This is a genomic window from Paenarthrobacter sp. TA1.8, from assembly GCF_048595705.1.
GTDB classification, from domain to species: Bacteria; Actinomycetota; Actinomycetes; order Actinomycetales; family Micrococcaceae; genus Arthrobacter; species Arthrobacter nitroguajacolicus.
Window position 1 is genome coordinate 2,179,505 of the sequence record NZ_CP184287.1, and the last position, 23,805, is coordinate 2,203,309.

The following is a 23,805-nucleotide window of genomic DNA, read 5'->3' on the forward strand; positions in this document are numbered from 1 at the left end:
GGGGCTACTGGGTTCAAGCGGAACGGGGAGCGACTGTCAGGTTGAATTCCCGGGAGGTCAGGCCGTTGCCGATCCCCACCCGGAACTCGCCTGGCTCCACGATGTATCCGGTACGGGGATGGTTGGTCCAGAATCCCAGATCATCGAAGCCTATGGTCAGTGATACACGTCGTTCTTCTCCAGCCGGTACGAATACTCGTTTGAAGCCCCGCAGCTGCCTGACGGGCCGGGTCACACTTGCCAGGAGGTCAGAAATATACAACTGGACAACTTCGTCGCCATCCTTTATTCCGGTGTTGCGAACGATGGTGGTGAAAGAGATCCTGGATCCAGCGCTCAACTCGTCCAAGGTGACTGAAAGTGCTTGGTCCGGCGATGATTCCAACTCAAAAGATGTGTAGCTGAGCCCATATCCGAAACCGAATTGGGGTCCCAGTTCCAAGTCCAGGTACTTCGACTTGTAGTAGTCATCGGTGTTGTTGGGTCCGGTCAGCCCCACGTCCGGCCGTATGTCAGCAAGCGAGCCTCCACTGCGTGCGGGCCTCCCGGTTGACTCGTGGTTGTAGTAGATGGGAACTTGACCCACTGAGCGCGGGAAGGACATGGGAAGCTTGCCGCCCGGGTTGACCGCGCCGGTGAGGACATCCGAAATTGCTCTTCCTGCCTCAGTGCCCAGATGCCATGCCACCAGAAGGGCCGGACATTGATCAATCCATTCGCTGACCACCAGCGGGCGGCCTGTCATGAGGACTACGGCAAAGGGAGTGCCTGAGCCGGCAATGGCCCGGATCAGTTGTTCCTGGTCTCCAGGAAGGTTCAATGAACTCCGCGAGCTTGCCTCCCCGGAGAGGTCACTGGGTTCCCCAACCGCCACAATCACAAGATCTGCCTCCGCTGCGGCGGCGGCAGCCTCAGCCTGCAGTCCCGGATCGGAGTCAAAAAAGGTAGCGCCGGGAAGCGTGGTCACCACAGAGTCCGGCAGGGCTGTGGTCAGCGATTCCACAATGGAGGTGGACGTGGGTGAGGCGAAATACTGTACCCAGGCCCCGAGGTGGTCCCTGCTTTCGGCATAAGGACCCACCACTAGAATGCGTTGTGCCCTGGGCCTCAAGGGCAACACGCCGTCGTCGTTTTTCAGCAGGACCGCGCAACGCGCGGCGGTATCCCTTGCCGCTGAGAGCGAGGCTTCATCGGGGCCGGTTGCGGCCGTTGGCTCGTCCACATAAGGGTTGTCGAACAGGCCCAGAGCCTGCTTGAGCCGCAGCACGCGGAGCACGGCGTCGTCCAAGCGCGCGGAGTCCAGCAGGTCCTCGCGGATAATGGGCTCACCGTCGCTCAGCAATGAACCGCCCATTTCAACATCGAGACCTGCTGAAAGTGCCAGGCGTCCGGCGTCGGAAGCGTCGGCCGCAATGCCATGGTCCACAAGCTCGCCCACGCCGCCGGCGTCTGCCACCACAATGCCGTCATGTCCCCACTCGTTCTTCAGGACATCGGTGAGCATCTCCCGGTTGGCGTGCATGGGTACGCCTGAGACGGCGTTGAAGCTCGCCATGACACTGGCAACTCCTGCTGCGACCGCGGCCCTGAAGGGTTCCAGATACACGTTGTGGAGCCGCTGGACCGAGATGTCCGTGGTGTTGTAATCACGGCCTCCTTCGGCGGCACTGTAGCCAACAAAGTGCTTTGCGCAGGCGGCAATGGATGCGTTGGAGGAAAGATCATCACCCTGGTAACCCCGGATCATGGCCTCCCCGAAAACGGCATTGAGGTAGGGATCCTCGCCAAACCCTTCCACCACGCGACCCCATCGGGGTTCCCGCGACACATCGATCATGGGCGAAAAGGTCCAGTTCACTCCATTGGACCGGGCTTCCTTCGCAGAGAGCGAGGCATCGGCCCTTGCCACCTCGGGATCGAAGCTGGCAGCTTGTGCCAGAGGAGTGGGAAAGATGGTGAACTGGCCATGGACCACGTCAAGGCCGATCAGGAGGGGGATACCGTGCGGGCTTTCCTCGACGGCGATCCGCTGAAGCGCATTGGTGGCCTGCGCCGAGGCAGGCCAGAACAACGCCCCGGCACCGTTTCGGGCAAGGTTTCCCGCTTCTGCAGGGTCCGGCCTCCAAACGATCTGAAGCTGTGCCAGTTTCTGCGCATAGGTCATGGAAGCCAGGATCTGCTCCGGCTGTACTTTAACTTTCACGGTGAGGATCCTCCTGGGAAGGTTTGTGGACCTGGTGCCTTATGAGGTCCAGTGTGCGCATGATGGCCAGAGAGTCGCCCAGGGGCATCACGGAGCTCTGCAGGCTACCGGACTCGAGCAGCGCGTGGAACTCGAGAATTTCGTACCTGAGTCCGCCGCCAACAATGGGTGCCCGAATGATGTGGGACGGCTGGAGTCCCGGCCCCGCGGGGTTGTAGCGAGAAACAGTCAGCTCGTTGGGGCAATGGTGCGGGGCCGGCAGTTCAATGAGGCCTTCGGTTCCCAGTATCCGCGCGTTGTTGGGAAGCACTGTGGACATTGATGAGCTGATGTATCCGGTTGTACCGCCGCGAAAGGAAAGAAGCGCCGTGGTGTCCAGGTCCACCCCGCTGGTGCTGTTGCGGCCGAACGCGGCGACGGCCGGTTCATCTCCCAGGAGCCAGTGCGAGAGCTGGACAGGGTAAACGCCCATCTCCAGCAGGCTTCCGCCGCCCAACGCGGGATCGTACAACTGCGGCCGCGCCCTCGGCCCGGCCTCCGGAATCGGGAAACCGAAGGACGCTTCGACCTTCCGCACCTCTCCGATTGCACCATCGTCCACCAGCCGCTTCAGCTCAATGTAGGCAGGCAGGAACCGGGACCACATGGCCTCCATCAGCACTGTTCCGGACCGGTTGGCGGTTCGGGCAAGGTCCAGGGCCTCGGCGTGGGTGGCGGTAAAGGGCTTTTCCACCAGGACGTGTTTTCCCGCCTCCAGGAATTGCGCGGCAAGCTCATGGTGGGATCCTGCAGGGGTGGAAACGTACACCGCGTCAATAGTGGGGTCATGGGCAAGATCCTGAAAGGACAGGTGCTGTGTTGGGATGCCGAATTCGGAACAGAACTTCCCTGAGGCCGCCTCGGTCCGGGACGCTGCAGCAGCGAGGAAGGCAGAGGGGACTTCAGCAAGGGTCCGCGCGAATTCACGGGCAATGGTTCCCGTGCCGGCGAGCCCCCATCTCACGGTGTTGTTGCCGGGCACGTCAATCCTTTCCTTGCATAGCCAGGTTGGCAGAGTCGTCCAGGGCGGCGGTGTCGGCAGAGACCGCGGCATCATCGGACAGCCGTCCATCCGGCAGCAGCAACGCTGCAATGAAACCCAGGATGTAGACGCCGGCCAGGGCAAGGAAAACGGGAGAAAAGACGTCGTGGTAAATCGACGCGATCTCAGCCTGCAACGCTGGGGCGGCGGCGTGGACCAAGGTAGGGGTCAGGGTTTGGGAATCGAGCCCGGTTGGCAAGAGCGATGCGACGCCGAACCCCACCACTCCGCCTACTACGGCTGATCCTATGGTGGATCCGATCTGCCCGCTGAGTCCGGCGGTTGCGGTTGCGGCGCCGAGTTCACTGCGTGGTGCAGCACTTTGCACGATGGCAATGGCGAGGCTCATGAACGCTCCCGTGCCGAGGCCAACGAACGCCATGATCGACGCCGGGATCCACAGCGGCGCGCCCCCCGGCAGCAAGGACATGGCTCCGAGTCCGAGTGCTCCTATCACCGTTCCGACAATGGGAAAGACGCGGTAACGGCCCGTTCGCGACGCAAGCCAGCCCGTCACCAGATTGCCCACCAACATTCCCAACACAGTGGCGATGGGTACCAGCCCTGAGATGGTGGCACTCACGCCATAGGCCATCTGGAAGTACGTTGGCAGGTACGCCGTAGCTGAAATGAGGCCGGCACCCATGACTGCTGAGAGGCCCACGCCTGCACTGAAGGTGCGGTTGCGGAACAGGTGAACCGGGATGATGGGGTTGCGCTGACCACGTTCGACGACGACCAGCCCACCCAGCGCTGCGACACCTGCTCCAAGGGCGATCCACGCTGTGGAGTTAGCGGAACTGAACCACGCAACTGCCAGCACCACCGCCACAAGGACAGCGGTGAGCAGCACTGCACCAACGACGTCGAACCGTTTTTTGCCCGCCGGTTCGATGTGCGGAACGGCAATGACTGCCAGGAGAAGTGCGGCAAGCCCCACCGGGACGTTGATCCAAAACACCCAGGGCCACCCCCAGTGGTCCGTGATCAGACCGCCGAGGAGCGGCCCGATTAAAATTGCAACCGGAAAAGCAGCGCCGATCAGTGAGAGGTACGCAGGACGTTGCCTGGGCGTGGTGACCTCGGCAACGATCGTCTGCGACATCAGCTGGAGACCCGCGGCGCTCATGCCCTGGAGGACACGGGCGACGACGAGTTGGGTCATGTCATGCGCGAGACCACACACGAAGGAAGCTGCAATGAAGCCGATGAGCGCAATGAGGAAGACCATCCGCGGTCCGACCCGATCGCCCAGCCCTCCGAGTACCGGGAGCAGGACGGTACTGGCGAGCGTGTAGCCCACCACCACCCAGCTCATGTGCTGGAGGGCTCCAAGTTCGCCGGCAACAGTGGCCAACGACGTCGAAACGATGGTGTGATCCAGTGCTCCAAGGAACGACACCGCCAGCAGCGCTGCCATGAGGAGCCTGAGACGTGTGGGAGAAATCGGGACCGTGCTGCTGCGGCGGACTCCGGTCACGGCGTCCCGTCGATCTCGGCCTCCAGGCTGTGCAGAAGAGCATGCTGCCGGCGCACCTGTTCGATGGATCGGTAAGGCAGCCGATCGCCTTCGTATTCGCTGGACAAGTAACCCGACCATTCGTTCTCCTTCAGGGTCTGAAGGATCTCGCGCCAAGGTATCTGGCCGTCAATAAGGTCATCGTCGATGTCGAAGAACTTGGCCTGAATGAACGACACGTAGGGGAGAACATCCACCAGATCCGACATAGGAACGGCCAGGGGCTTACGCCAGCCTTCTTCCTGGGCTTCTTCGCTGAGGCCGTCATGCTTGGCGGTGGTGATTGCCCTCTGGAAGATGCCGGTGTCGATGAGCAGGCGGAAGTTCTTCGATCCGGTTCGCTCGATGAAAGCGATGTACTCGTCCACCACCGGGTGCTTGATGGGAGTGGGCGCGTGGATTTCCGGGCAAATGATGAGATCCAGCTCGGCTGCGAGATCGAGGTTGCGCTTGATCACTTCCTCCCAGATCGGGTGTGGGCGCAGGTCCATGGACACTACACCGATCTTGGGGCGGATTGAGGTGAATCCAAGGCGATGGGCCAGCCGAAGATCACGAGCCAGCATCACAGCGCCCTCATCTGCGGTGAGGTCGCGGTCACGCCACATGCTCGAGTCGATCCAGGACCCGTAGTTTGTAGGCTCCAGCTGGTATTTTTCGAGCAGCCCGTACCACTGGTCAATCCATGCGGTGGACGGCTCCGGATAGTTGGGCACATTACCTTCGCCCAGGATCTCAATCCCGGTTGCCCCGATGTCAGCTATTTGTGCCATGGCGTCTTCGAGGGTGAGGACGGTGTTGATGTCACCGGTGTAGCTGTAGAGGGATACACCGTACTTGAGGTTGCTCATGCGAGGACCGTGACCTTTCGCTGGGACGTGAAAATTGACGGTTGGAATTCAGCCGGAATGTAAGGTGCGTGCAGCGCAATATCAACGCGAACATCATGGACACCTACGGCCAGGCCACCTGCGAGCGGCACCATGACAGTGGCCACTTCATCGAGCTGCCAGCGGACATCGGTGGATTGGCGCAGTTCCTGGATGCTGAAAGTGCGTCCCTGGAGTGTCCAGCGCGGTACTTCCCGGCTCCATTCCTGACCGTCCACCGTGACAGCCACCCCGTCGATGAGGCTTCCCCAGACGCCCCGGTAGTTGGGCATGCGCAGGGCTATCTCGAAGCCGACAATGTCGGCTCCTTCCTGGACGTTGCGAAAGCCCCGGCTTTGGATCAGTTCTCGTTCGAGGACCATGTTTTCCTCACTTCTCTGTGGACGTGGAGTTGATTGATTCGGCGATGTGGCGTGCACCGGCGACGGCCAAGGCCACCCCGGTCAACGTTGGGTTGCAGGCTGTGGGGGTGGGGATGACACCGTTCCCGGCAACAAACAACCCTCTGACGTCCCACACCTGTCCGGTGGGATCGCACACAGCGGTTCCGTCGTTGGATGTCCCCATCCGCAGGGTGCCTTGATAGTGCAGTGAGGCCCCGGCAGGGAAGGTGAGCGGTTCATCGCCCAGTGGCTCTCCCAAGGACCGGGCAGCGGCAACCACCGATTGGCGTGCTGCGGAAAGTGTCTGCTCGTCACGCTCCGTGAAGGTGTAGTGGATGTTCATCGCCGGCAGCCCGTAGGCATCCTTGGTGTCTTCAGAGAAGACAACGCGGTCGGAGGCTTGAAGGTCCTTGGCGCAGAACCACCCCAGGCCCACGATCGAACCAGGGATGACATCTCCGGAGATGGGCACCGGCGAGGCGTCGAGTTGCATGACCTGCCCATGAAAGGGCTGCTCATCCGTGAAGGGCACCCAGCTGACTCCGCTTTGGGCGGTGATGGTGGTGTCGCTTGACGAAGCAGCGGGAACATCATCCTCGACCCCGGTCAACCGGACTGCGTGGACAATCTGAGGCTGGTCGTTCAGGTACCGGCCGAGTGCTTCGGGACGGATACCGGATGCGAACAGCAGCTGCGGACCGCGGAGGGCATCGGCGGCAACTACGACGTACCGCGCCGCAATTTCATGCTCGTCTCCGGACTTGTCGTCGCGCACCCGCACACCGCTGACCTCGTCTCCGTCGGTCAGCACCCGGACAACCACGCTTTCGTCGAAGAGGCGGGCCCGGGGGTTGTTTCGCGTCTCGTCACCGAACACCACGTCAGCTCCGGACCAAATGAAGCGGCCGTCGTCAGTGCGACGGACGGCCAGCGGCATGGGCTGTACACGACGGTCAGGTGCGCGGCCGCCGTCGAGCGCCGTTGCCAGACGCGAGCGGACCAGATCGGCCAGGGGAGCATCAGCCAGGGCCTCCGAGCTGACCGAGAGGAGGCGTTCGGCCTCGCTTAGAAGCTCATCCATGTTCGGAAGGAACGCGATGCGCTCGCTCCCACCTGGACGCGGGCATGCCCCGGTCCAGTGGGCCGCCATCCCGCCGACATTGCTGGAGAATGCAAGACCCGGAAGTCCAGCCTCGCCGGGCTGCTGCCAACCGTCATCAAGCAGGAAGGTGCCGGGCCGCACCGGGCGTGCGACGTCGCGTGCGTACTCTGCGAGGTTCCCGCCAGTTGGCAGGGCGCTCACTTTGCCCTCGGAACGGCGCTGGGCAACTTCACGATCCTGAACACTTGCGATGTTCTTCACGTGGGATCCGGGCGGATCACTGATGGTGGGTCCGGCCTCAAAGATGGCAATGCTCGCCCGGGGGCTGAGCTCCGAAAGTATCCGTGCGTAAGTGGCGCCGGCAGGGCCACTGCCGATGATTGCGACGTCGACGCCGGCCGGATAAGGGCGCGCTGAAGGTACTGCTGTGGTGGTCATGCTGTTCTCCGGGAATCTGTAGAAGGGAGGGCTTCACGCCCTGGTGGTTTGCTCAGCGGGCAGCTGTGGACAGTGCGGGTTGAGCGTCAAGAAAAAGTCGTCGTTCCCGGCGCCGCTCGGCCTGACGGGCCGGGTTGGCGATAGGGGAGGCCAGAAGGAGGGCCTTTGTGTAGGCATGGTGCGGATTGGCAATAACCTTTTCCGTGATGCCGGTTTCCACAATTTCTCCCCGTCGCATCACCGCCACGCGCTCGCTGATATGCCGCACCACATCAAGATCGTGAGTGACAAACAGGAGCGAAACCCCGGTCTGTTCTTGTATGTCGGAGAAAAGTTGAAGAACCCGTGCCTGGGTAGAGAGGTCCAATGCACTGACGGGCTCATCACACACAATGAGCTTGGGATTCCGGCACAAAGAACGGGCGATTGCGATGCGTTGCCTCTGGCCACCGGAGAACTCGCGCGGGTAGCGGGTGCTGGCGTTGGCGGGCAGATTCACAACATCCAGGAGTTCCCGGACCCGTCGTTGAGCATCAACCTTGGACGTTCCGGAAACCTGCATCGGCTCGGACAAAATGTCGCTGATGGTCATGGACGGATTCAGGGAGGTATAAGGATCTTGAAAAACCACCTGGATGTCGCTGCTCAGTGCCCGGCGTTCCTTCTTGTTGAGCTTGGTGATTGACCTGCCGTCGAAATGGATGTCGCCGCCGGTCAAGGGCGCGAGGCCGAGCACTGCACGGCCGATGGTTGACTTACCGGATCCGGACTCGCCTACGAGTCCCAGGGTTTCCCCGGGTTTGATGTCCAGGCTCACGCCTTGCAACGCCCGGAATGTCCGTTTTCTGCCGAACCCGCCAACCCTGTAGTCGACCGTCAGGTCGGTGATCCGCAGGAGGGGGTCAGCTTCGGGCAGCGTCTGGCTGAGGGAAGTCATCGTGCACCTTCTGTCTGGGTGGTCTTCTCAGAAACGACGGCGTGTTCACCCTGCGGTTTCGAGGTTGAATCGAGGGCAGAGTCCAAGAGGAGGCGTGTGTACTCTTCCCGCGGGTTGGTGAACAGCTCAGTCACCTCAGCTACCTCCACAATTTCTCCGTTGCGCATCACGGCCACTTGGTCGCACAGATCCGCGACGACGCCGAAGTTATGGGTCACCAGGACCACTCCCATGCCGCGTTCTGCCTGAAGGCTGCGAATCAGGTCCAGCACGTCGGCCTGCACAGTAACGTCCAGGGCGGTGGTGGGCTCGTCGGCAATGAGCAGTTCCGGATTGCAGGAAACGGCTCCGGCAATGAGCACGCGCTGCGCCATGCCGCCTGAGACTTGATGCGGGTAGGACTTGAAAACCCGCTCCGGATCAGGAATGCCCACGCGGGCTAGCAGTTTGATGGCTTCATCTTTTGCAGCCTTCGCTGAGATTCCCAAATGGTGTTGCATTGGCTCGGTGAGTTGGGACCCGATGCGGAAGGCGGGATCGAGGTTGCTCATGGGCTCCTGGGGGATGTACCCGATCCGGGCGCCACGCAGGCGATTGCGCTCCTTTGGAGTCATACCCAGCAGATCCGCTCCTGCGAAACTCAACGTCCCCGCAGTCATTTCGGCTTGACCGGGCAAGAGTCCCAGGACCGAGAAGGCAGTTTGTGATTTACCGGAGCCTGATTCTCCCACCAGGCCAAGGATCTGGCCGCGCTTCACCTTCAAGGAAATGCCTTTGACGACGTCGGACTTCTCACCGTTGGGGCGGGGGTAGGAAACCCGGAGATCGTCGATAACCAGGAGTGCGTCGCCAGGATCCACAGGCGCTTTCTTCACTGGCCGTGCAGGTTCAGGAGTTGTAGTGGCCTGCTTTGCTGCTTTTACTCTTTTGGCGGGGCCTGCAGAAGATCCGTAGTTCGCCAAAGCGTCGCGGAAGCCGTTTCCTACCAAGGTGCAGGCCATGACCGTCAACACCAGGGCAACGCTTGGCCAGAGGAGCAGCCAGGGAGCGTTGAAGATGTTCTGCGATGCGTCGTTGAGCATCAGGCCCCAACTGGCTTTGTCAGAGGAACCAAGGCCGAGGAAGGCGATGCCTGCTTCGATTCCTATGCCGGCGCCTGCCAACAATGCCGCCTGGATGATGGTGGGCGTGATGACTACGGGAAGGATGTGGCGAACCATGATGCGGATATCGCCCAAGCCGGAGACCCTGGCTGCGTCCACGTACAACTCTTCCCGCACGGCCCGGACCGAGCCGCGGATGAGCAGGAACACCGAGGGGGCGATCAATATGCCGAAGACCACCAGTGCAAGTGAGGTGCTGCGTCCTACACGGGCCAGCACTACAAGGAGCACAACGATTGCCGGCAGCGAGAGGAGCGCGCCACTGATCCACATGCTGACACCGTCGATCCATCCTTGGCGGTAACCTGCCAGGAGCCCGGTGGGTACTCCGATCAGCAGGCTCACGGCGATGACGATCGCGGCACTTGAGAGGCTGGTCTGGGCGCCGTAAACGAGGTTTGCCAGCACGTCGCGGCCCACACCGTCAGCGCCTAGTGGGTGCTCAGGGGTGAATGGAGGTGCAAGGACATCGGCGAGGCGCGTGGCGGTGGGATCGTAGGAGGAGATCAACGGTGCGAGGACCGCCACCAGCCCGAGCAAGGCGAGGAACACCAGGGAAATCACTGCTGCGGGTTCACGAAGAAACTTCTTGATCAGTTTGTCGCCTTGTGGCGCGGAGCTAACCACTTCAAGGGACTTGCGGGTGCCGGTGACAAGGTTATCGGTCATGAGACACGAACTTTCGGATTGATCCAGCCTTGTGCCAGATCGACGAGGAGATTGACGACGACGACGAGCACCACGGTGACCAGGACAATCCCAAGCACAACGGGCAGGTCGCCACGGCCGGCTGAGTTGTTGGCCTGGGTGCCAATACCGGGGATATTGAAAACTTTCTCAATGATCACCGAACTGGAGATGGCCACAATGAACATCAGGGATACCGTGGTGAGGCTCGGCCCGGCGGCGCTGCGCAAGGCATGCTTCACCACAACGCTGCGCTCCGGGAGGCCCCGGCTGCGCAGTGTTCGAACAAAGTCCTGCTGCATCACATCGATCATTGACCCCCGGACCTGCAGGGCGATGGAAGCCAAAGAACCCAACGCCAGCGCAACTACGGGGAGCGTGATGGAGGCGAGCCATTTGCCGGGAGAATCGCTGAAAGAAGTGAACCCGGTAGCCGGGAGCATGCGGAGTTGGACAGCGAATACCAAAGCCAGGACCAGTGCCACCAGGAAGCCGGGAATTGCCTGCACCAGGGTGGACGCCACTTGCAGACCGCGATCGAGTCGTCCCCGGCGCAAGGCGGCGGTGACCCCGATCAAAGTTCCGAAACAGGCAGCGAGGATCAGTGACCCGATCACCATGGACAGGGTGGGAGGGAGTGTCTGGGAGAGTAGTTCTCCTACTGGCTGGTTAGTGAACCAGGACCGACCCAAGTCTCCGCGGACGGCTGATCCGAGCCACTGGAAGTATTGGGTGATCAGGGGTTCATCCAGACCCAGCTGCTGGCGCTTGGCCTCCACCTGTTCCACCGAAGCCACCGGCCCCAAAACCTGACGGACAGGGTCTTGCCCTGTGAGGTTCAGGAGGAAAAACGTCGCAGTGGAAATAACGAACATGAGCACCAGTCCTGAGGCCAGGCGGCGAAGGATAAACATCAGCACGGCAGCTCCTTGGGCTTCGGGAAGATGAGGGATGGGTAGGGGAGGCCGGCCCTGGATGGGGCCGGCCGCCCACCTGCTACTTTTTCGAGGGACTAAGGCCCCAAAGCGGCGGCAGGGTGGAATAGCGCTGCGGTGTAACCGTGATTTCGGCGGTGCTGGCAAAGACGTTGTCAGACTGGATGTAGGGCGCAAACCAGGCCTGGTCCACCAGGTAAGTGTTCAGTTGACGGAACGTTTCGGTCTGGGCCTCACCGGTTTCGCCTTGGGCTTTGTTGATCAGATCCACCACGGTGGGATCCGAGACGCGGAACGGGTTCCAGAGAGATTCGGGAGTGAGCGCGATCTGGGCGAAATCCCAAGGACGCGGGCTGTTGAGCCCGAAAATCGCTGCGGGATACTTTCCTGCCAATAGATCCGAGATGAAGGTCTGGCCGTTCACTGGCTGGTACTGCGGCGTGATGCCGATAGCCGTCAACGCTTCAGTTACAGCCGCTTGCTGGTCCGGATAGACGGGTGATACATCCGGCATGGGCAAGGTGAAGCCGTTTGCGTAACCGGCGTCGGCGAGAAGCTTCTTGGCGGCGTCTACATCGAAGGGGTACTTCTTGTCCAGCTCAGGAATGAAGGCGTCACTGGTGGAACTGAAGACTTGGCTGGTGGCCTTACCTTTACCGCCGAAGACCTGCGCCTGGATGGCGTCGCGATCCAAGGCCATGTTGATCGCTTGGCGAACCTTGGGCTCGGCAAGCGCAGGAACCAGGGAACCCTTGCGGTCGAACAAGTACAAGCCGCTGGTGGTGTAAGCAGGGCTGGTTTGGATGTTCAGGCCTGCGGATTTAAGGCTGTTTGCATCTTTGTCGGTTACCACAGCGAAGTCGGCTTCGCCGGCCCGCAGTGCGTTGAGGATTGCATTGTTGTCGTTGAAGACCGTGACTTCGATGGTGTCGAACTGGAAGTCTTTGGCGTTCCAGTAGTCAGCGTTTCGCGTGTAGATGTACTTGATGCCGGTCTGGGACTTTGCTGCGTCCAGGATATATGGGCCGGAACCTACGGGGGTGGTGTCCAGCTCCGGGGTTCCCAAGGCTTTGGGGCTGGCAAGGACACCGGCGGTTCCGCCCAGGTTCGGCACGAGCGATGGGTCAGGAGCGGAGAGCGTGACCATGAGGTTGGTGGCGTCGGTGACGGTGACCTCCTGGATGAAGCGCAGTTGCCCACCGGCTTCACCGGTGCCCTTGCGGGCGGAATCAAGATTGGCCTTCACCGCGGCGGCATCCAGCGGCGTACCGTCGGTGAATTTGACGCCTTCCCTGATAGTGAGGGAGAGCCTGGTCCGGGCGTCATCGTAGGACCACTTGGTCACGATGTTCTCGGCCGGTTCTCCTTCATTGGTGTTCCGGAAGAGGGAGTCGTAGACGGGCTGAAGGAACTGGGTGGTGGGGCCAGTGCCGAAGTTGCCCGGAGAGAAGGACTCGGGCGGGGCAATGGCTGCAATGTCCAACTCAGTGGGGGCGGTGGAACCACCAGGGGAAGAGCCGGTGCAGGCAGTAAGCGCCATGACGGCTGTGACGGCGGCAATGCCGACTAATTTGCGCATGTTTCTCCTAGACAAGGCGTCGAAAGCTCAGCTTCGAGTGATCCGACTGTTCTCCGGCGACAACGCTACGGAGATCGATAGGTATTGCGGTGAGTGGTGGCTGAAATGCCGTGGAAAGGCGCCTTGCTTCACAGGGAATCCCGCAGATTCCTTGTATGCGTTACGGGCGCAGGGCCAACGGATGCAGAGGGTGTGCTCCATGTGGTCTCCCTCGCCGTCGAGGTTCATGTTGCTGGTTGAGCGCTTTGTGGCGCCTGTTACAACGATAATCCGGCGACCGGAAGAAGTCAACAACTTCTTCCGGTCTTCGGAATATTAGGCAGAAAGTCCTTCGTTGCTTTCACCCATTTGCCTCAGGGGTTGCGTCAATCGCTCCAGGAGCCCGGGCAGGTTGTCTTTGGAGAAGAGCTCGCCAAGAACAAGCTGGGCGGCGCCTACGACTCCGCCCACCTGCTCGTCAATGGCAGATAACTCGACGAGCAGGTCCGGAGCGCCCGTGGAGGGCAGTCGTTCAAGGACGGCTTGCTGTATGGGCTTGAGCACTATGTCCTTGGCCCGGGCAATGCCACCGCCAACCACCAGCATGTGAGGAGCGAAGAAACTGACCAGGGTTGCCAGGCTGCTTCCAAGAAGTGCCGCTGTTCGGTCGAGTAGCTCCCTTGCGGAGGCATCTTCGTGCTCAGCGGCCAGGGTCACGTCATAGGCGCGAACACGTCCGGTGTCCTTAAGGACTTGCGCGAGGTAGGGGCTGCGTCCCGTTTCGGCCAGCATTAGGCCATCCCGCTCAATCGCCCATCCACTGGTGACTGCCTCAAGGCAGCCCGTGCGTCCGCACCTGCAGGCAACCACTCCGGCCTCGGGAACGGCCACATGGCCAATGGATCCTGCCAGGCCATGGGAGCCCCGGTAGAGCCTGCCGTCGGTGATGAGGGCGGCTCCAACCCCAGCGCCGGCCCCGAAGTAGAGTAGGTGCTTTGCCTTGGCAGCCCGCGGATTGCTCTCTATTTCAGCTAGCGCCAGAAGATTGACTCGATTGTCGACCCATGCCGGAACCGGCCAGCGCGCCGCGAACTCTTCCCGTACGGGGTAGTCCTCCCAGCCGGGCATGACCGGTACGCCAACGGGAGTGCCGGTATCGAAATTGACCGGGCCGGAAAGTCCCACGCCGATCCCCAGCAGGTTGTTGCCGCTCTGCTCCCTGATGACGTCGTCGATGACCGCATTGACCTGACTCAGGATCCGCTCAGGCCCTTCGCCAATCTCGCATAGCTCCCGGTGGCGGGTGCCCAGCAGGGCGCCGGCCAGATCGGCGGCGCTGACCACCATTTCATTGGAGGCGATGTCCACCCCTATGACGTACCCGGCCTGGGCGTTGAGGGACAACAGCTTGGCGGTCCGCCCGCCCGTGGAGGGAGCGCGGCCGGGGGAGTGGATAAGCCCGATCTGTTCGAGTTCTGCAACTCGCTCGGCGACAACACTGCGCCCCAGCCCAACCTGATCGGTCAGGCTTGCCTGCGTAATGCCGCCCTGCCAACGGATTGTCTCCAGCACTGATGCCAGTCCGGTGTACCGCTCTATGGCCATTGATTTTCCCTCCAAGCGCCTTCAGCACCTTGACGCAACCCGCGGCGTCAGCCCGACACCCTTGACGTAAATGGTCGGGCTGTCAGGGTGCTTTTTGGGTCACCACCCGCAACTTTAGCTTGCGCTGAACATGACTAAGTGTATAACTTTTTCCGGTAAGCGGATAAACTGTATGAAACCCATCACATAAGGAGGCCGCGTGCGGCGATCTGTCAGGACCACAGACGACGGCGTCCAGTACCGGGACTTGAACGGAAACGGAGTGCTGGATCCGTATGAAGATCCCCGATTGGATGCAGCCACGCGCGCCAAGGATCTCCTGACCCGCCTATCGGTCGAAGAAAAAGTCGGGCTCCTCTTCAACACGGTGATGGTCGTCGGTGAGGTGGCGGATCACGACGCATCGAGTCCTTTCGGGCCGGAGTCTCCGCGTGACTTTGTGGTGGGCAGGTCCATTAACCATTTCAACGTTGGCCACTTCCCTTCCGCCCAGCACATGGCGCGTTGGCAGAATGCCATGCAGGAGCTCGCAGAGCTCACCCCACACGGGATCCCCATAACTTTTGCCACCGATCCCCGCCATGGCTTTGCACAAAATGACGGTATGGCCTTTGCCGCGGGCTCGTTTTCGCAGTGGCCCGAACCTATGGGCTTTGCCGCACTCGGCGATTCTGATGTCATAAGCGACTTCGCGGAGACGGCCAGGCAGGAGTATGTGGCCATAGGGCTTCGTGCCGCTCTCCACCCACAGATTGACCTGGCATCTGAACCGCGCTGGGCACGCCAACTTCAGAGCTTCAGTTCAAGCTCCGCGGTGACCTCGGAGTACGGTGCGCTGCTCATCGCAGGTCTCCAGGGAGGGCAGCTGTCATCCTCGAGCGTTGCCTGTACGGCTAAGCACTTCCCGGGAGGCGGGGCGCAAGAAGACGGGGAGGATCCCCACTTCCCGCAAGGCAAAGCCCAGGTTTACCCAGGGGGCAACTTCGAAGAGCACCTGGCACCGTTCCGTACTGCGATCGCCGCCGGCACGAGCGCGATCATGCCCTACTACTCATTGGCGAAAGGCCTTGTCATAGATGGCGTGGAAGTCGAGGAGGTGGGCTTCTCGTATAACAAGTACCTGATCACGTCACTTCTTCGAGAACAGCTCGGCTTCGAGGGTGTTGTCCTGAGCGACTGGCAGCTTGTCACTGACCTTGAGGTCTTTGGCCTGCCCTTTCCCGCCAAGGCGTGGGGTGTTGAGCACCTCAGCCCTCTGGACCGGGTGCAGAAACTTTTCGACGCCGGCGTGGACCAGCTTGGTGGCGAATCCTGCACGGAGTTGGTACTTGAGCTGCTGGCCAGCGGCAGGTTGTCCCCGGAGAGAGTGGATGCTTCGGCGTTGAGAATCCTCCGGGTTAAATTCGAGCTCGGGCTTTTTGATAATCCTTTTGTTGACGCGGATGCTGTCAACGAGGTGGTCGGATCTGAGCCGTTCCGCAAGGCCGGACACCGCGCCCAGGCAGAATCGGTCACCGTTCTCAAGAACGATGGACTACTGCCCCTGGCACCCGCAACCCGGGTATATGTCGAAGGCGCGGACCCCTCCGTTGTTCATGATCGGGTGATCGTGGTCCCGGATATGGCGGATGCAGATGTGGCGCTGGTGCGCTTGGCAGCGCCCTACGAACCACGCAACGAGTACTTCCTGGACGCCATGACGCATCAGGGCAGCCTCGACTTCCCTGACGAAGAGATCGCGCGGGTACGAGCGATTGCAGCAGAACTCCCTGTGATCTTGGACGTCTACCTCGAACGGGCAGCAATTCTGACCCCCTTCGACACCGTTGCAACTGTCATCACCGCCAACTTTGGAGCATCCGATGCTGCACTGCTGGATGCCCTGACTGCAACGATTCCTCCGAAGGGCAGGTTGCCGATCGAACTGCCTCGCTCCATGGCCGCCGTCGAAACCTCACATCCTGATGTCCCCAACGACACTGAAGATCCGCTCTACCCCTATGGTGCCGGCCTCAGCCTGTCATCAAGTTCCCGGAGCGAGTCCGGGATGCTCACGTGAACCGGATGAACGGCGAACAGCAATCGAGCGAAGTTCTCTGGAGTGAGTTCGTTGATCCTCCGGATTCGGCGCGGCCGCATGTGTGGTGGCACTGGATGGACGGCAACGTGGATCTCGAAGGCATTCGCGCGGACCTTCGCTGGCTCCACTCCGTTGGCGTTCGGGGTGTTCAAGCCTTCGACGGGGCGCTCGGTAATCCGCTGGTGGTGGAAGAAGCCGTGATTCCCGGCAGCGCGCAGTGGCGCGAAGCTGTTGCCCTTGCGGGGGCGACGGCCCACGACCTCGGCTTGGACTTCGCTGTTGCCACTTCTGCAGGGTGGAGCGCCTCCGGAGCTCCGTGGGTTGATAAGGCCGACGCCATGCGCAAGCTGGTGTGGTCGCAAACTGTCGTCCAAGGCGGCGAGTTGACCCAACTCAACAAGCTCCCGGACATCGCAGGACCGTATCAGGACATCCCCAGGTGGGGAGTCGAACCGCATGAAGGCTCAGGCGATGCCAAAGATCTCTTCGCGTTGGCCATCCCGTTCCACAGCGCCCACGATGCGTTGGAGCCGGTGTTCGTCCGCACCTCCGACTCGCCTACCGAAGCGGTCACCGCCAACCGTGCCACCGCCGTCGAAGATTTCCGCTTGACCCGTGACCTAAACAACCCCTCCGTGGCCTGGATTGAACAGTCCTTTGCTACTCCTGTGACCGTGCGTTCCTGCGTGATCGAGCTGCCCGGCCCTCACGGCTTCGGCGCGGCTCCGCCCGCCGCTGCAGCCCTGCAAGTCCAAAATGACGACGGCGGCTACGTCACCGTCTGCACGCTGCCCGCCACACAATGCCCCTCACGGAGCATGTCTTTCCCGCCGGTCAGCGGGACGCACTTCCGGTTGCGGCTCGAAGCCGAGGGGATATCGACCGTTCTGGCAGCGTTCGAGAAAGGGGTGGTGCCCCCACCGGTATTTCGGCCACTCAGCCAGTACGCCGTCAAGGGATTCGCCCTCTACGAATCCGGCTTGCCCGCCCACCGGGAGGCGAAGAGTGGTTTCGCCACCGCACTGGACTACGACGCCCTTGATACAGACGCCCGTGCAGCATTCGCTGCAGTGCAGCTGGCCAGCATCCTTGATGTCAGCAGTCAGCTTTCACAGGGCAGGCTCACCAGCCCGCTTCCCGAGGGTAAGTGGAGAGTCGTTCGCTTCGGCTCCTCGCTCACGGGCCAGACCAACGGCCCGGCGCTCCCGGAAGCCACAGGACTTGAGGTGGACAAACTCGATAGTGAGAGAGTTCGGCGTTACATCTCAACCCATCTGGCGCAGTTCGAGGACACACCGATTGACGGGGCCAGCGGTGGATATCGCCTACTTCATCGGCGAGGAAGCCCCCGTTACGGCGCTTTTCGGTAACGCGTTCAATGACGACGTTCCAGCTGACTACGACTACGACTACATCGGCCCGGACGCACTGAGCAACGTATTGAATGTTAAGGCGGGCGAACTGCAGGCGGGCGCCTCCCGCTACAGACTTCTTTACCTCGGCGGTGCCAGCAACAGGATGAGTACAGGCGCCCTCCAAGCGATCCTACGATTGGTGAAACAGGGTGCAACGGTGGTGGGCGAACGTCCAACGGCCAAGCGCTCACTGGCTGACGAGGACACCGAGTACAAGCGTTTGTGTCACCCCATTTGGGACAGCCCGAACAGTGGCAAGGTTTTCGCCACTGCAGATCTGGCTTCCGTGCTTCGGGAGCATTTCCTTCCTCGTGTGATCGTAGAAGACCCCCGGGTACGGCGGATCGCTCGATGGGTGGACGGCGATCAGCCACTGATTTTCATCGCCAACCCTGTCAACGAAGAGCTGCACACCCCCCTGAGGCTGCAGGATACGGGTGGCACATTCGTTGCGTGGGACCCGGTGACACTCAGACAACATGCCCTCATCCGATCCGAGGATGGAGACAGCTTCGATGTGCGTCTACCCCCTTATGGTTCGCTCTTCATTCTCAGAGGCGAAGCGGATCCACATCCCGAAAACGAATGGATTACAGAGGCCTCTGGTGAGTGGACGCTCACCATCCCCGGCTCCAATCCGGTGCCGCTGGCCCACGCCAGGCATTGGACCGACCCCGGACTCGGGGCCGAGCACTTCTCTGGAACGGCTACGTATCTGGTGGAGTTCCAGCTCGATGGCCCCGAACTCCCGCACGCTGTCCAGTTCTCCGATATTGCTGATGTAGCGCGCCTCGAAATCAATGGAGAAGAGTCAGGAATTCTCTGGACTGCTCCGTACAGGGTGTCCACCAACGCGCTGAGGCCCGGTAATAACCGGATCCAGATCAGCGTCATCAATCCGTGGCGCAACAGGCTGATTTCTGAAGCCCGCAGCAACACCGGGACGCTGTACCCACCTATGACGAGAGTGTTCAACGATGAAGCCGACATCCAACCGTCTGGCTTACTGGGGCCACTGAGCTTGGTCTACAAAAACCGCCCGTAATCTCCACTAGTGAAAAGACTGGACGTATGACATACCAAACAACGCAGCCCGCTGTGAGCCTGGAGGGCCAGCGCCGGGCCGATCTTGGCGACGGCACGTACCTGAACCCGGTGTTCGCAGGGGACCACCCGGACCCGGCCATCCTGCGCGACGGTGATGACTACTACGTGACCTTCTCCTCGTTTGAGTCCACACCCGGACTCATCATTTGGCACTCCCGAGACCTGCTGAACTGGCAACCACTGGGACCGGCCCTTTCCACACCCATCGGCTGCGTGTTTGCGGTTGACATGTGCAAAGTCGACGGCCGGTACTTCATCTACATACCGATCATTCCCACTGCCATCTCACCGGACCCAACTGCGCCTGTGCTGACCTATGTCATCCATGCCGAGAACATGGCGGGACCTTGGAGCGAACCGATCAACCTGGGCATCGAAGGGCACATCGATCCTGGGCACGTGGTGGGGGAGGACGGCAACCGCTACCTGTTCCTCAGCGGAGTCAGCCGTGTCCGGCTTACCGACGATGGACTGGCTACGGACGGTCCGGTGGAGCACGTCTACGACGGCTGGCGCTACCCCGACGATTGGGTGGTTGAAGCCTACGCACTGGAGGGGCCAAAACTGACCCGCCGCGGCGAATGGTTCTATCTCACGACGGCGGTTGGCGGCACCTCAGGTCCGCCCACCGGGCATATGGTCACCGTCGCCCGCTCCCGTTCCATCAACGGCCCGTGGGAGGACTGTCCCCACAATCCCATCATCAGGACATGGAATGCGGAAGAGCCTTGGTGGAGCAAGGGCCATGCAACCTTGTTCGAGGGCCCCAACGGCCAATGGTGGAGCGTGTATCACGGCTACGAAAACGGGTTCGCGACCCTCGGCCGGCAAACGCTCTTGGAACCCATCGAATGGGACGACGACGGATGGCCCAGAGCGGGTGGGGGCGATCTTTCGGCGCCACTGCCGGCACCCCTGCCCGCCGTTTCCAGGGCAGCGGATCAGACCCATGGCTCGCCGCTTTCCGATGATTTTTCCGCCGGGCGCTTTGGCGGCCAGTGGTCGTTTCACGCCCCGTCCAAGGATGAGTATCTTCGGGCATCCTTTGGCGATGGTCTGGTCCTGCAAGCCCGCGGATCAGGACCCTCTGACAGCTCGGCTTTAACGTGCATCGTTGGCGATAGGCGCTATGAGATCACGGTCGAGATGGACGTCAGTGACGGTGCCCAAGGTGGCATGCTGTTGTATTACAGCGATCGGCTGTTCTGCGGCATGGGTCATGACGGCGGTCACATGACCAGCTACCGCGCAGGCAGGGCCATTCCATATTGGCGTGAGCCTGCACCTGCGGCCCGAACGTTGCACCTGCGAATTGTCAACGACAACCACATAGTCACCCAGTACTACAGCCTGAACGGAACCGACTGGACCAGGCACGGACTGCGGTTCAACGTGGAGGGGTACAACACCAATACCGCCGATGAGCTCCTCAGCCTGCGCCCGGCACTGTTCGCAGCCGGGGCGGGGGAAGTACGGTTCAGGAATTTCACGTACCGTGCGTTAGCCTATTTCCCCTAAAACAGCGGCCAAGGCACCGCAGGCATCCCACCGCTCGGAGCGGGGAACCGCCCTGCCAAGCGCAACCGGGCGCAGCGGGTGGCCAGTGATGCGATTTCTTCGGCGCTGAGCAGGCCGGCCAGGCCCCGGCCGAGCCCGCCGTGCAGTCCGTCGGCAACGCGATCGATGCCGTCGCGTTCCTCGGCTGTGAGCGGCTCCCCCAGCCATCCCCATAGCACGGTGCGCAGCTTGTGGGCTTGGTGAAAAGTGAGCCCATGGTCCACACCGTGGCGGTGTCCGTCCGTCATGGCGAGGATGTGGTCGCCTTTGCGGTCAGCGTTGTTCACGATCATGTCGAAGACCGCCATGCGTCTGAGAGCTGGCGTGTCTTCGTGAACCAGGGCGACCATCCGTCCGTTCTCATCTTGTCCTTCGAGAACGTGTTTCCAGCCTGTCCCTGAGACCTGGTCCGTTGCCAGCAGGCTCACGGCGCGTTGGGCCGGGTCCTGCTCCTGCCACAGCTGCACCATTCCGTCGCCGAAGGGGCCATCGCGCAGCCACGTGCGTGGAACGATGTCCCAGCCGAAGACCTGCGACACCAAGTAAGCGGCCACTTCGCGGTGAGCAAGGGTGCCGTGCGGAAAGTCCCACAGCGGACTTTCGCCTGCTATCGGCTTATAGACGACTTCGACGTCGCCGATGCTGCCCAGGAATGTAGCGTTTGAAGCCGTGGTGATGCGCCCGGTGAGGGTCAGCTCGGCGGTCACCAGGTCCGGCGTCGGCATCAGACCTCAGGAAGGGTGCAGACGTGCCCATCGGCGTCCATGGGGTAACCGCAGGTCGAGCACGTCGGACGCCCGGCCTCCACGATCTCACGGGTGCGCTTGGCGAATGCTCGCGCGGTGCCGACCGGCATCCGCACCAGCAGCATCTCGTTGGCGTCGTCCTCACCGGGCGATTCGTCGTCGTCATCCGCATCGACATCTGTGATGGGATAGGCCTCAATGACAACCTGGGCGGTGGTTGGATCCCAACCTAAGCTCATGGCGCCGGCGCGAAATTGCTCCTGAACGGTTTCAAGAGGGTCGTTGTCGACAAGCTCAATGGGAGTACCCGTGGGAACGCTGAAGGGGTTGCCCTCGGCGGTGATCAGTTGGTCGAGAATATCGTCGATCTTCTCCGCGAGAAGGGCCGACTGCTGCTTCTCCAAGGCAATACTCACGATCTGCTTCCCTGCGCGCACCTGCAGGTAGAACGTTCGTGCCCCCGGGAGGCCAATGGTGCCAACTACCACCCGATCAGGCCAGGCAAACTCGTGAACACGTGTAGGCATGTCAGTATTTTAGGCACATATGGTTCATGGCGCGGTCTGCCCTGCACCGCCGCCGACCGGCGCATCGCCCGATTGGATGCCGTTCGACAGCCATGACAGGTCACCCGAATCGGTGTTGGTCGCGTAAACGCTCGGCCGGCTGGGTCCGTAGCGCACGATCGACACGGATGCAGGGCCCACGTTAATACGCTGGAACAGGTCAAGGTGCATGCCCAGCGCGTCGGCGAGGATGGCTTTGATGATGTCACCGTGGCTGACGGCCGCCCACACCGCCCCGGGCCCATGCTCGGCTTCGAAAGCTGTATCGTGGCGTCGGATCGCTGCCACGGACCTGGCCTGCATCGCTGCCATGGATTCACCGCCGGGAAACACGACGGCGGACGGTTGCGATTGCACTGCCGGCCACAAGTCCTCGGAGGCAAGATCAGTGAGCGTACGGCCCTGCCACAGGCCGTAGTCGCATTCGGTGAGATCCACATCGATGGGCGCGTACGGTGCGCCAGCCTGACGATCAAGGATGAACCGGGTTGTCTGCCGGCAACGCTCAAGAGGGCTCGACACCACCCCGACTAACGGCACGGCTGCGAGCCGGTCTGCCGTCAGAGCGGACTGTTCGCGCCCGATCTGGTCGAGGCCGACGCCGTCGGCCCGACCGGCCAGCAGTCCAGTGGCATTAGCTGTGGTGCGGCCGTGCCGCACGAGAATAACTGTGGCCATCCACCCAGCCTAACCACCCGAACGACGGCGGTGTGAACGGTTCCGCGACTGGCGTCGAACAGGCACGTCGAACTCGCTGTTCTCGGACGGAAATCGAGGACTACAGTGGTCGTATGGCTGCAAGCCGCAATCCGCTCGATGACCTGCGGGAAACCGTAGGCCATCTGGCCAACCAGCTCAAACTGTCAGGTTCCGAGCGCGTCGACGACCTGATGGGCGATTTCATCGGCGCGAGGCCAGGGCCGGCCCGGCCGCTATCGGAAGTACAGGCGGAACTTGACGCACTCGTCGGGCTGGAGACCGTGAAGGAACAGGTGCGGGCCCTTGTTGCCCTGCTCCAGGTCCAGGCCCGCCGGAAAGCACACGGCCTCCCGGAGGTGGCCACATCACAGCATCTGGTGTTCCTCGGAAATCCGGGCACAGGCAAGACAACCGTGGCGAGGCTTCTGGCCGAGATGTACCGCGCGGTGGGCCTACTGCAGAAGGGCCACTTGGTTGAGGTCGACCGTTCGGGCTTAGTGGGGCAGTATGTCGGGGCGACCGCCATCAAGACGGACCGGGTGATCCGGCGTGCGCTGGACGGTGTCCTGTTCATCGACGAGGCCTACGCGCTGGCACCGGAGGATGGCCGAATGGACTTCGGTCCCGAGGCGATCGAGGTCCTGCTAAAGAGGATGGAGGACCATCGCCACCGCTTGGTGGTGATCGTGGCCGGGTACCCGCGGCTGATGGAGTCCTTCTTGCTCTCCAACCCCGGGCTGCGCTCTCGGTTTGCCCGCGAGATTACGTTCTCCGACTACTTAGTCGATGAACTCCAGACGATTTTCCACCAGATGCTGGCCCAGCACGAGTACACACTGGAGCCTGGTGCGGACCAGATGTTGCGTCGCATCCTCACCGGGCTCCACGCTGGTGAGGACTCGGGCAACGCCCGGTTCGCCCGTACGCTGTTCGAGCAGGCGCTCAACCGACAGGCGTTGCGTCTGTCACGCGACGAGGACCACAGTCTCGATGCGCTCGATCGTGATGCCGTCATGACGCTCACGGCGGACGACGTCGTTGAGGCAGCCCTGGCCCTCGGCGAGGAACCGGAGCCGGAGCTGGAAGCGACGCTGGAACCGGAACGTTCACGCTGGTGGCGCTGGCTGGCCTGAT

The 23,805-nt window shown here is 61.6% G+C and carries 19 protein-coding genes; 5 read left to right on the forward strand and 14 right to left on the reverse strand.

From position 1 onward, the window contains the following. Positions 1 to 13: 13 nt before the first annotated feature. From ACNAOT_RS10075 to ACNAOT_RS10125, 11 genes are all read right to left on the reverse strand, one after another. The gene (locus ACNAOT_RS10075; RefSeq protein ID WP_420180921.1) at positions 14 to 2,203 is read right to left on the reverse strand and encodes a glycoside hydrolase family 3 N-terminal domain-containing protein; all 2,190 of its coding nucleotides are present in this window, start codon (positions 2,201 to 2,203) and stop codon (positions 14 to 16) included. Continuing rightward, the gene (locus ACNAOT_RS10080) at positions 2,193 to 3,224 is read right to left on the reverse strand and encodes a Gfo/Idh/MocA family protein (RefSeq protein ID WP_420180922.1); all 1,032 of its coding nucleotides are present in this window, start codon (positions 3,222 to 3,224) and stop codon (positions 2,193 to 2,195) included. The genes ACNAOT_RS10075 and ACNAOT_RS10080 overlap by 11 nt, the downstream gene beginning before the upstream one ends. Before the next feature lies 1 nt (position 3,225). Further along, complete coding sequence (locus ACNAOT_RS10085; protein ID WP_420180923.1) at positions 3,226 to 4,704, reverse strand: MFS transporter; 1,479 nt, start codon at positions 4,702 to 4,704, stop codon at positions 3,226 to 3,228. 56 nt (positions 4,705 to 4,760) lie between these two features. Further along, positions 4,761 to 5,654 (reverse strand): sugar phosphate isomerase/epimerase family protein, encoded by an 894-nt coding sequence (locus ACNAOT_RS10090; RefSeq protein ID WP_420180924.1) that lies wholly within the window; start codon positions 5,652 to 5,654, stop codon positions 4,761 to 4,763. Next, the gene (locus ACNAOT_RS10095; protein WP_420180925.1) at positions 5,651 to 6,055 is read right to left on the reverse strand and encodes a C-glycoside deglycosidase beta subunit domain-containing protein; all 405 of its coding nucleotides are present in this window, start codon (positions 6,053 to 6,055) and stop codon (positions 5,651 to 5,653) included. Before ACNAOT_RS10095 ends, ACNAOT_RS10090 begins: the two co-directional genes overlap by 4 nt. A 7-nt stretch (positions 6,056 to 6,062) precedes the next feature. Next, the gene (locus ACNAOT_RS10100; protein WP_420180926.1) at positions 6,063 to 7,616 is read right to left on the reverse strand and encodes a GMC oxidoreductase; all 1,554 of its coding nucleotides are present in this window, start codon (positions 7,614 to 7,616) and stop codon (positions 6,063 to 6,065) included. A 52-nt stretch (positions 7,617 to 7,668) separates the two neighbouring features. Beyond that, positions 7,669 to 8,553, reverse strand: a complete 885-nt coding sequence (locus tag ACNAOT_RS10105) for an ATP-binding cassette domain-containing protein (protein WP_420180927.1) — start codon at positions 8,551 to 8,553, stop codon at positions 7,669 to 7,671. Next, positions 8,550 to 10,385: a dipeptide/oligopeptide/nickel ABC transporter permease/ATP-binding protein gene (locus ACNAOT_RS10110; protein WP_420180928.1), complete on the reverse strand. Its 1,836-nt coding sequence runs from the start codon at positions 10,383 to 10,385 to the stop codon at positions 8,550 to 8,552. The genes ACNAOT_RS10105 and ACNAOT_RS10110 overlap by 4 nt, the downstream gene beginning before the upstream one ends. Then, positions 10,382 to 11,317, reverse strand: a complete 936-nt coding sequence (locus tag ACNAOT_RS10115) for an ABC transporter permease (RefSeq protein ID WP_402937561.1) — start codon at positions 11,315 to 11,317, stop codon at positions 10,382 to 10,384. Before ACNAOT_RS10115 ends, ACNAOT_RS10110 begins: the two co-directional genes overlap by 4 nt. A gap of 82 nt (positions 11,318 to 11,399) precedes the next feature. After that, entirely contained in the window at positions 11,400 to 12,917 is a 1,518-nt protein-coding gene (locus ACNAOT_RS10120) for an ABC transporter substrate-binding protein (protein WP_420180929.1), read from the reverse strand. Positions 12,918 to 13,232: 315 nt separating this feature from the next. Then, a complete protein-coding gene (locus ACNAOT_RS10125; RefSeq protein WP_420180930.1) occupies positions 13,233 to 14,501 on the reverse strand; it encodes an ROK family transcriptional regulator in 1,269 nt (422 codons plus the stop codon). Positions 14,502 to 14,700: 199 nt separating this feature from the next. Here ACNAOT_RS10125 and ACNAOT_RS10130 point away from each other — a divergent pair, with 199 nt between their 5' ends. From ACNAOT_RS10130 to ACNAOT_RS10145, 4 genes are read left to right on the forward strand one after another with little or no spacing between them, the layout of a single operon-like run. Next, on the forward strand, positions 14,701 to 16,560 hold the full coding sequence (locus ACNAOT_RS10130) for a glycoside hydrolase family 3 protein (protein ID WP_420180931.1): 1,860 nt from the start codon (positions 14,701 to 14,703) through the stop codon (positions 16,558 to 16,560). A gap of 5 nt (positions 16,561 to 16,565) precedes the next feature. Then, a complete protein-coding gene (locus tag ACNAOT_RS10135) occupies positions 16,566 to 17,951 on the forward strand; it encodes a glycosyl hydrolase (protein ID WP_420181150.1) in 1,386 nt (461 codons plus the stop codon). Next, positions 17,881 to 19,041: a glycosyl hydrolase gene (locus tag ACNAOT_RS10140; RefSeq protein WP_420180932.1), complete on the forward strand. Its 1,161-nt coding sequence runs from the start codon at positions 17,881 to 17,883 to the stop codon at positions 19,039 to 19,041. The genes ACNAOT_RS10135 and ACNAOT_RS10140 overlap by 71 nt, the downstream gene beginning before the upstream one ends. Before the next feature lie 26 nt (positions 19,042 to 19,067). Next, complete coding sequence (locus tag ACNAOT_RS10145; protein ID WP_420180933.1) at positions 19,068 to 20,621, forward strand: family 43 glycosylhydrolase; 1,554 nt, start codon at positions 19,068 to 19,070, stop codon at positions 20,619 to 20,621. Here the strand turns inward: ACNAOT_RS10145 and ACNAOT_RS10150 are convergent. The 3 genes from ACNAOT_RS10150 to ACNAOT_RS10160 are packed head-to-tail and all read right to left on the reverse strand — an operon-like array spanning position 20,618 to position 22,650. After that, positions 20,618 to 21,385, reverse strand: coding sequence for an SCO1664 family protein (locus ACNAOT_RS10150; RefSeq protein ID WP_420180934.1), 768 nt, complete (start codon positions 21,383 to 21,385; stop codon positions 20,618 to 20,620). The genes ACNAOT_RS10145 and ACNAOT_RS10150 overlap by 4 nt on opposite strands. Beyond that, the gene (locus ACNAOT_RS10155; protein WP_420180935.1) at positions 21,385 to 21,933 is read right to left on the reverse strand and encodes a DUF3090 domain-containing protein; all 549 of its coding nucleotides are present in this window, start codon (positions 21,931 to 21,933) and stop codon (positions 21,385 to 21,387) included. Before ACNAOT_RS10155 ends, ACNAOT_RS10150 begins: the two co-directional genes overlap by 1 nt. A 24-nt stretch (positions 21,934 to 21,957) precedes the next feature. After that, entirely contained in the window at positions 21,958 to 22,650 is a 693-nt protein-coding gene (locus tag ACNAOT_RS10160) for a histidine phosphatase family protein (protein ID WP_420180936.1), read from the reverse strand. Between the two features lie 113 nt (positions 22,651 to 22,763). Here ACNAOT_RS10160 and ACNAOT_RS10165 point away from each other — a divergent pair, with 113 nt between their 5' ends. Further along, a complete protein-coding gene (locus tag ACNAOT_RS10165) occupies positions 22,764 to 23,804 on the forward strand; it encodes an AAA family ATPase (RefSeq protein WP_420180937.1) in 1,041 nt (346 codons plus the stop codon). The last annotated feature ends 1 nt before the right edge of the window (position 23,805 follow it).

Bases quoted from the DNA above. Each gene is read 5' to 3' on its own strand.
- ACNAOT_RS10085 (WP_420180923.1), bottom strand. From the start codon at position 4,704: ATGGCAGCGCTGCTGGCGGTGTCGTTCCTTGGAGCACTGGATCACACC.
- ACNAOT_RS10115 (WP_402937561.1), bottom strand. From the start codon at position 11,317: ATGTTTATCCTTCGCCGCCTGGCCTCAGGACTGGTGCTCATGTTCGTT.
- ACNAOT_RS10120 (WP_420180929.1), bottom strand. From the start codon at position 12,917: ATGCGCAAATTAGTCGGCATTGCCGCCGTCACAGCCGTCATGGCGCTT.
- ACNAOT_RS10090 (WP_420180924.1), bottom strand. From the start codon at position 5,654: ATGAGCAACCTCAAGTACGGTGTATCCCTCTACAGCTACACCGGTGAC.
- ACNAOT_RS10105 (WP_420180927.1), bottom strand. From the start codon at position 8,553: ATGACTTCCCTCAGCCAGACGCTGCCCGAAGCTGACCCCCTCCTGCGG.
- ACNAOT_RS10100 (WP_420180926.1), bottom strand. From the start codon at position 7,616: ATGACCACCACAGCAGTACCTTCAGCGCGCCCTTATCCGGCCGGCGTC.
- ACNAOT_RS10160 (WP_420180936.1), bottom strand. From the start codon at position 22,650: ATGGCCACAGTTATTCTCGTGCGGCACGGCCGCACCACAGCTAATGCC.
- ACNAOT_RS10150 (WP_420180934.1), bottom strand. From the start codon at position 21,385: ATGCCGACGCCGGACCTGGTGACCGCCGAGCTGACCCTCACCGGGCGC.
- ACNAOT_RS10135 (WP_420181150.1), top strand. From the start codon at position 16,566: ATGAACGGCGAACAGCAATCGAGCGAAGTTCTCTGGAGTGAGTTCGTT.
- ACNAOT_RS10145 (WP_420180933.1), top strand. From the start codon at position 19,068: ATGACATACCAAACAACGCAGCCCGCTGTGAGCCTGGAGGGCCAGCGC.
- ACNAOT_RS10095 (WP_420180925.1), bottom strand. From the start codon at position 6,055: ATGGTCCTCGAACGAGAACTGATCCAAAGCCGGGGCTTTCGCAACGTC.
- ACNAOT_RS10165 (WP_420180937.1), top strand. From the start codon at position 22,764: ATGGCTGCAAGCCGCAATCCGCTCGATGACCTGCGGGAAACCGTAGGC.
- ACNAOT_RS10110 (WP_420180928.1), bottom strand. From the start codon at position 10,385: ATGACCGATAACCTTGTCACCGGCACCCGCAAGTCCCTTGAAGTGGTT.
- ACNAOT_RS10155 (WP_420180935.1), bottom strand. From the start codon at position 21,933: ATGCCTACACGTGTTCACGAGTTTGCCTGGCCTGATCGGGTGGTAGTT.
- ACNAOT_RS10125 (WP_420180930.1), bottom strand. From the start codon at position 14,501: ATGGCCATAGAGCGGTACACCGGACTGGCATCAGTGCTGGAGACAATC.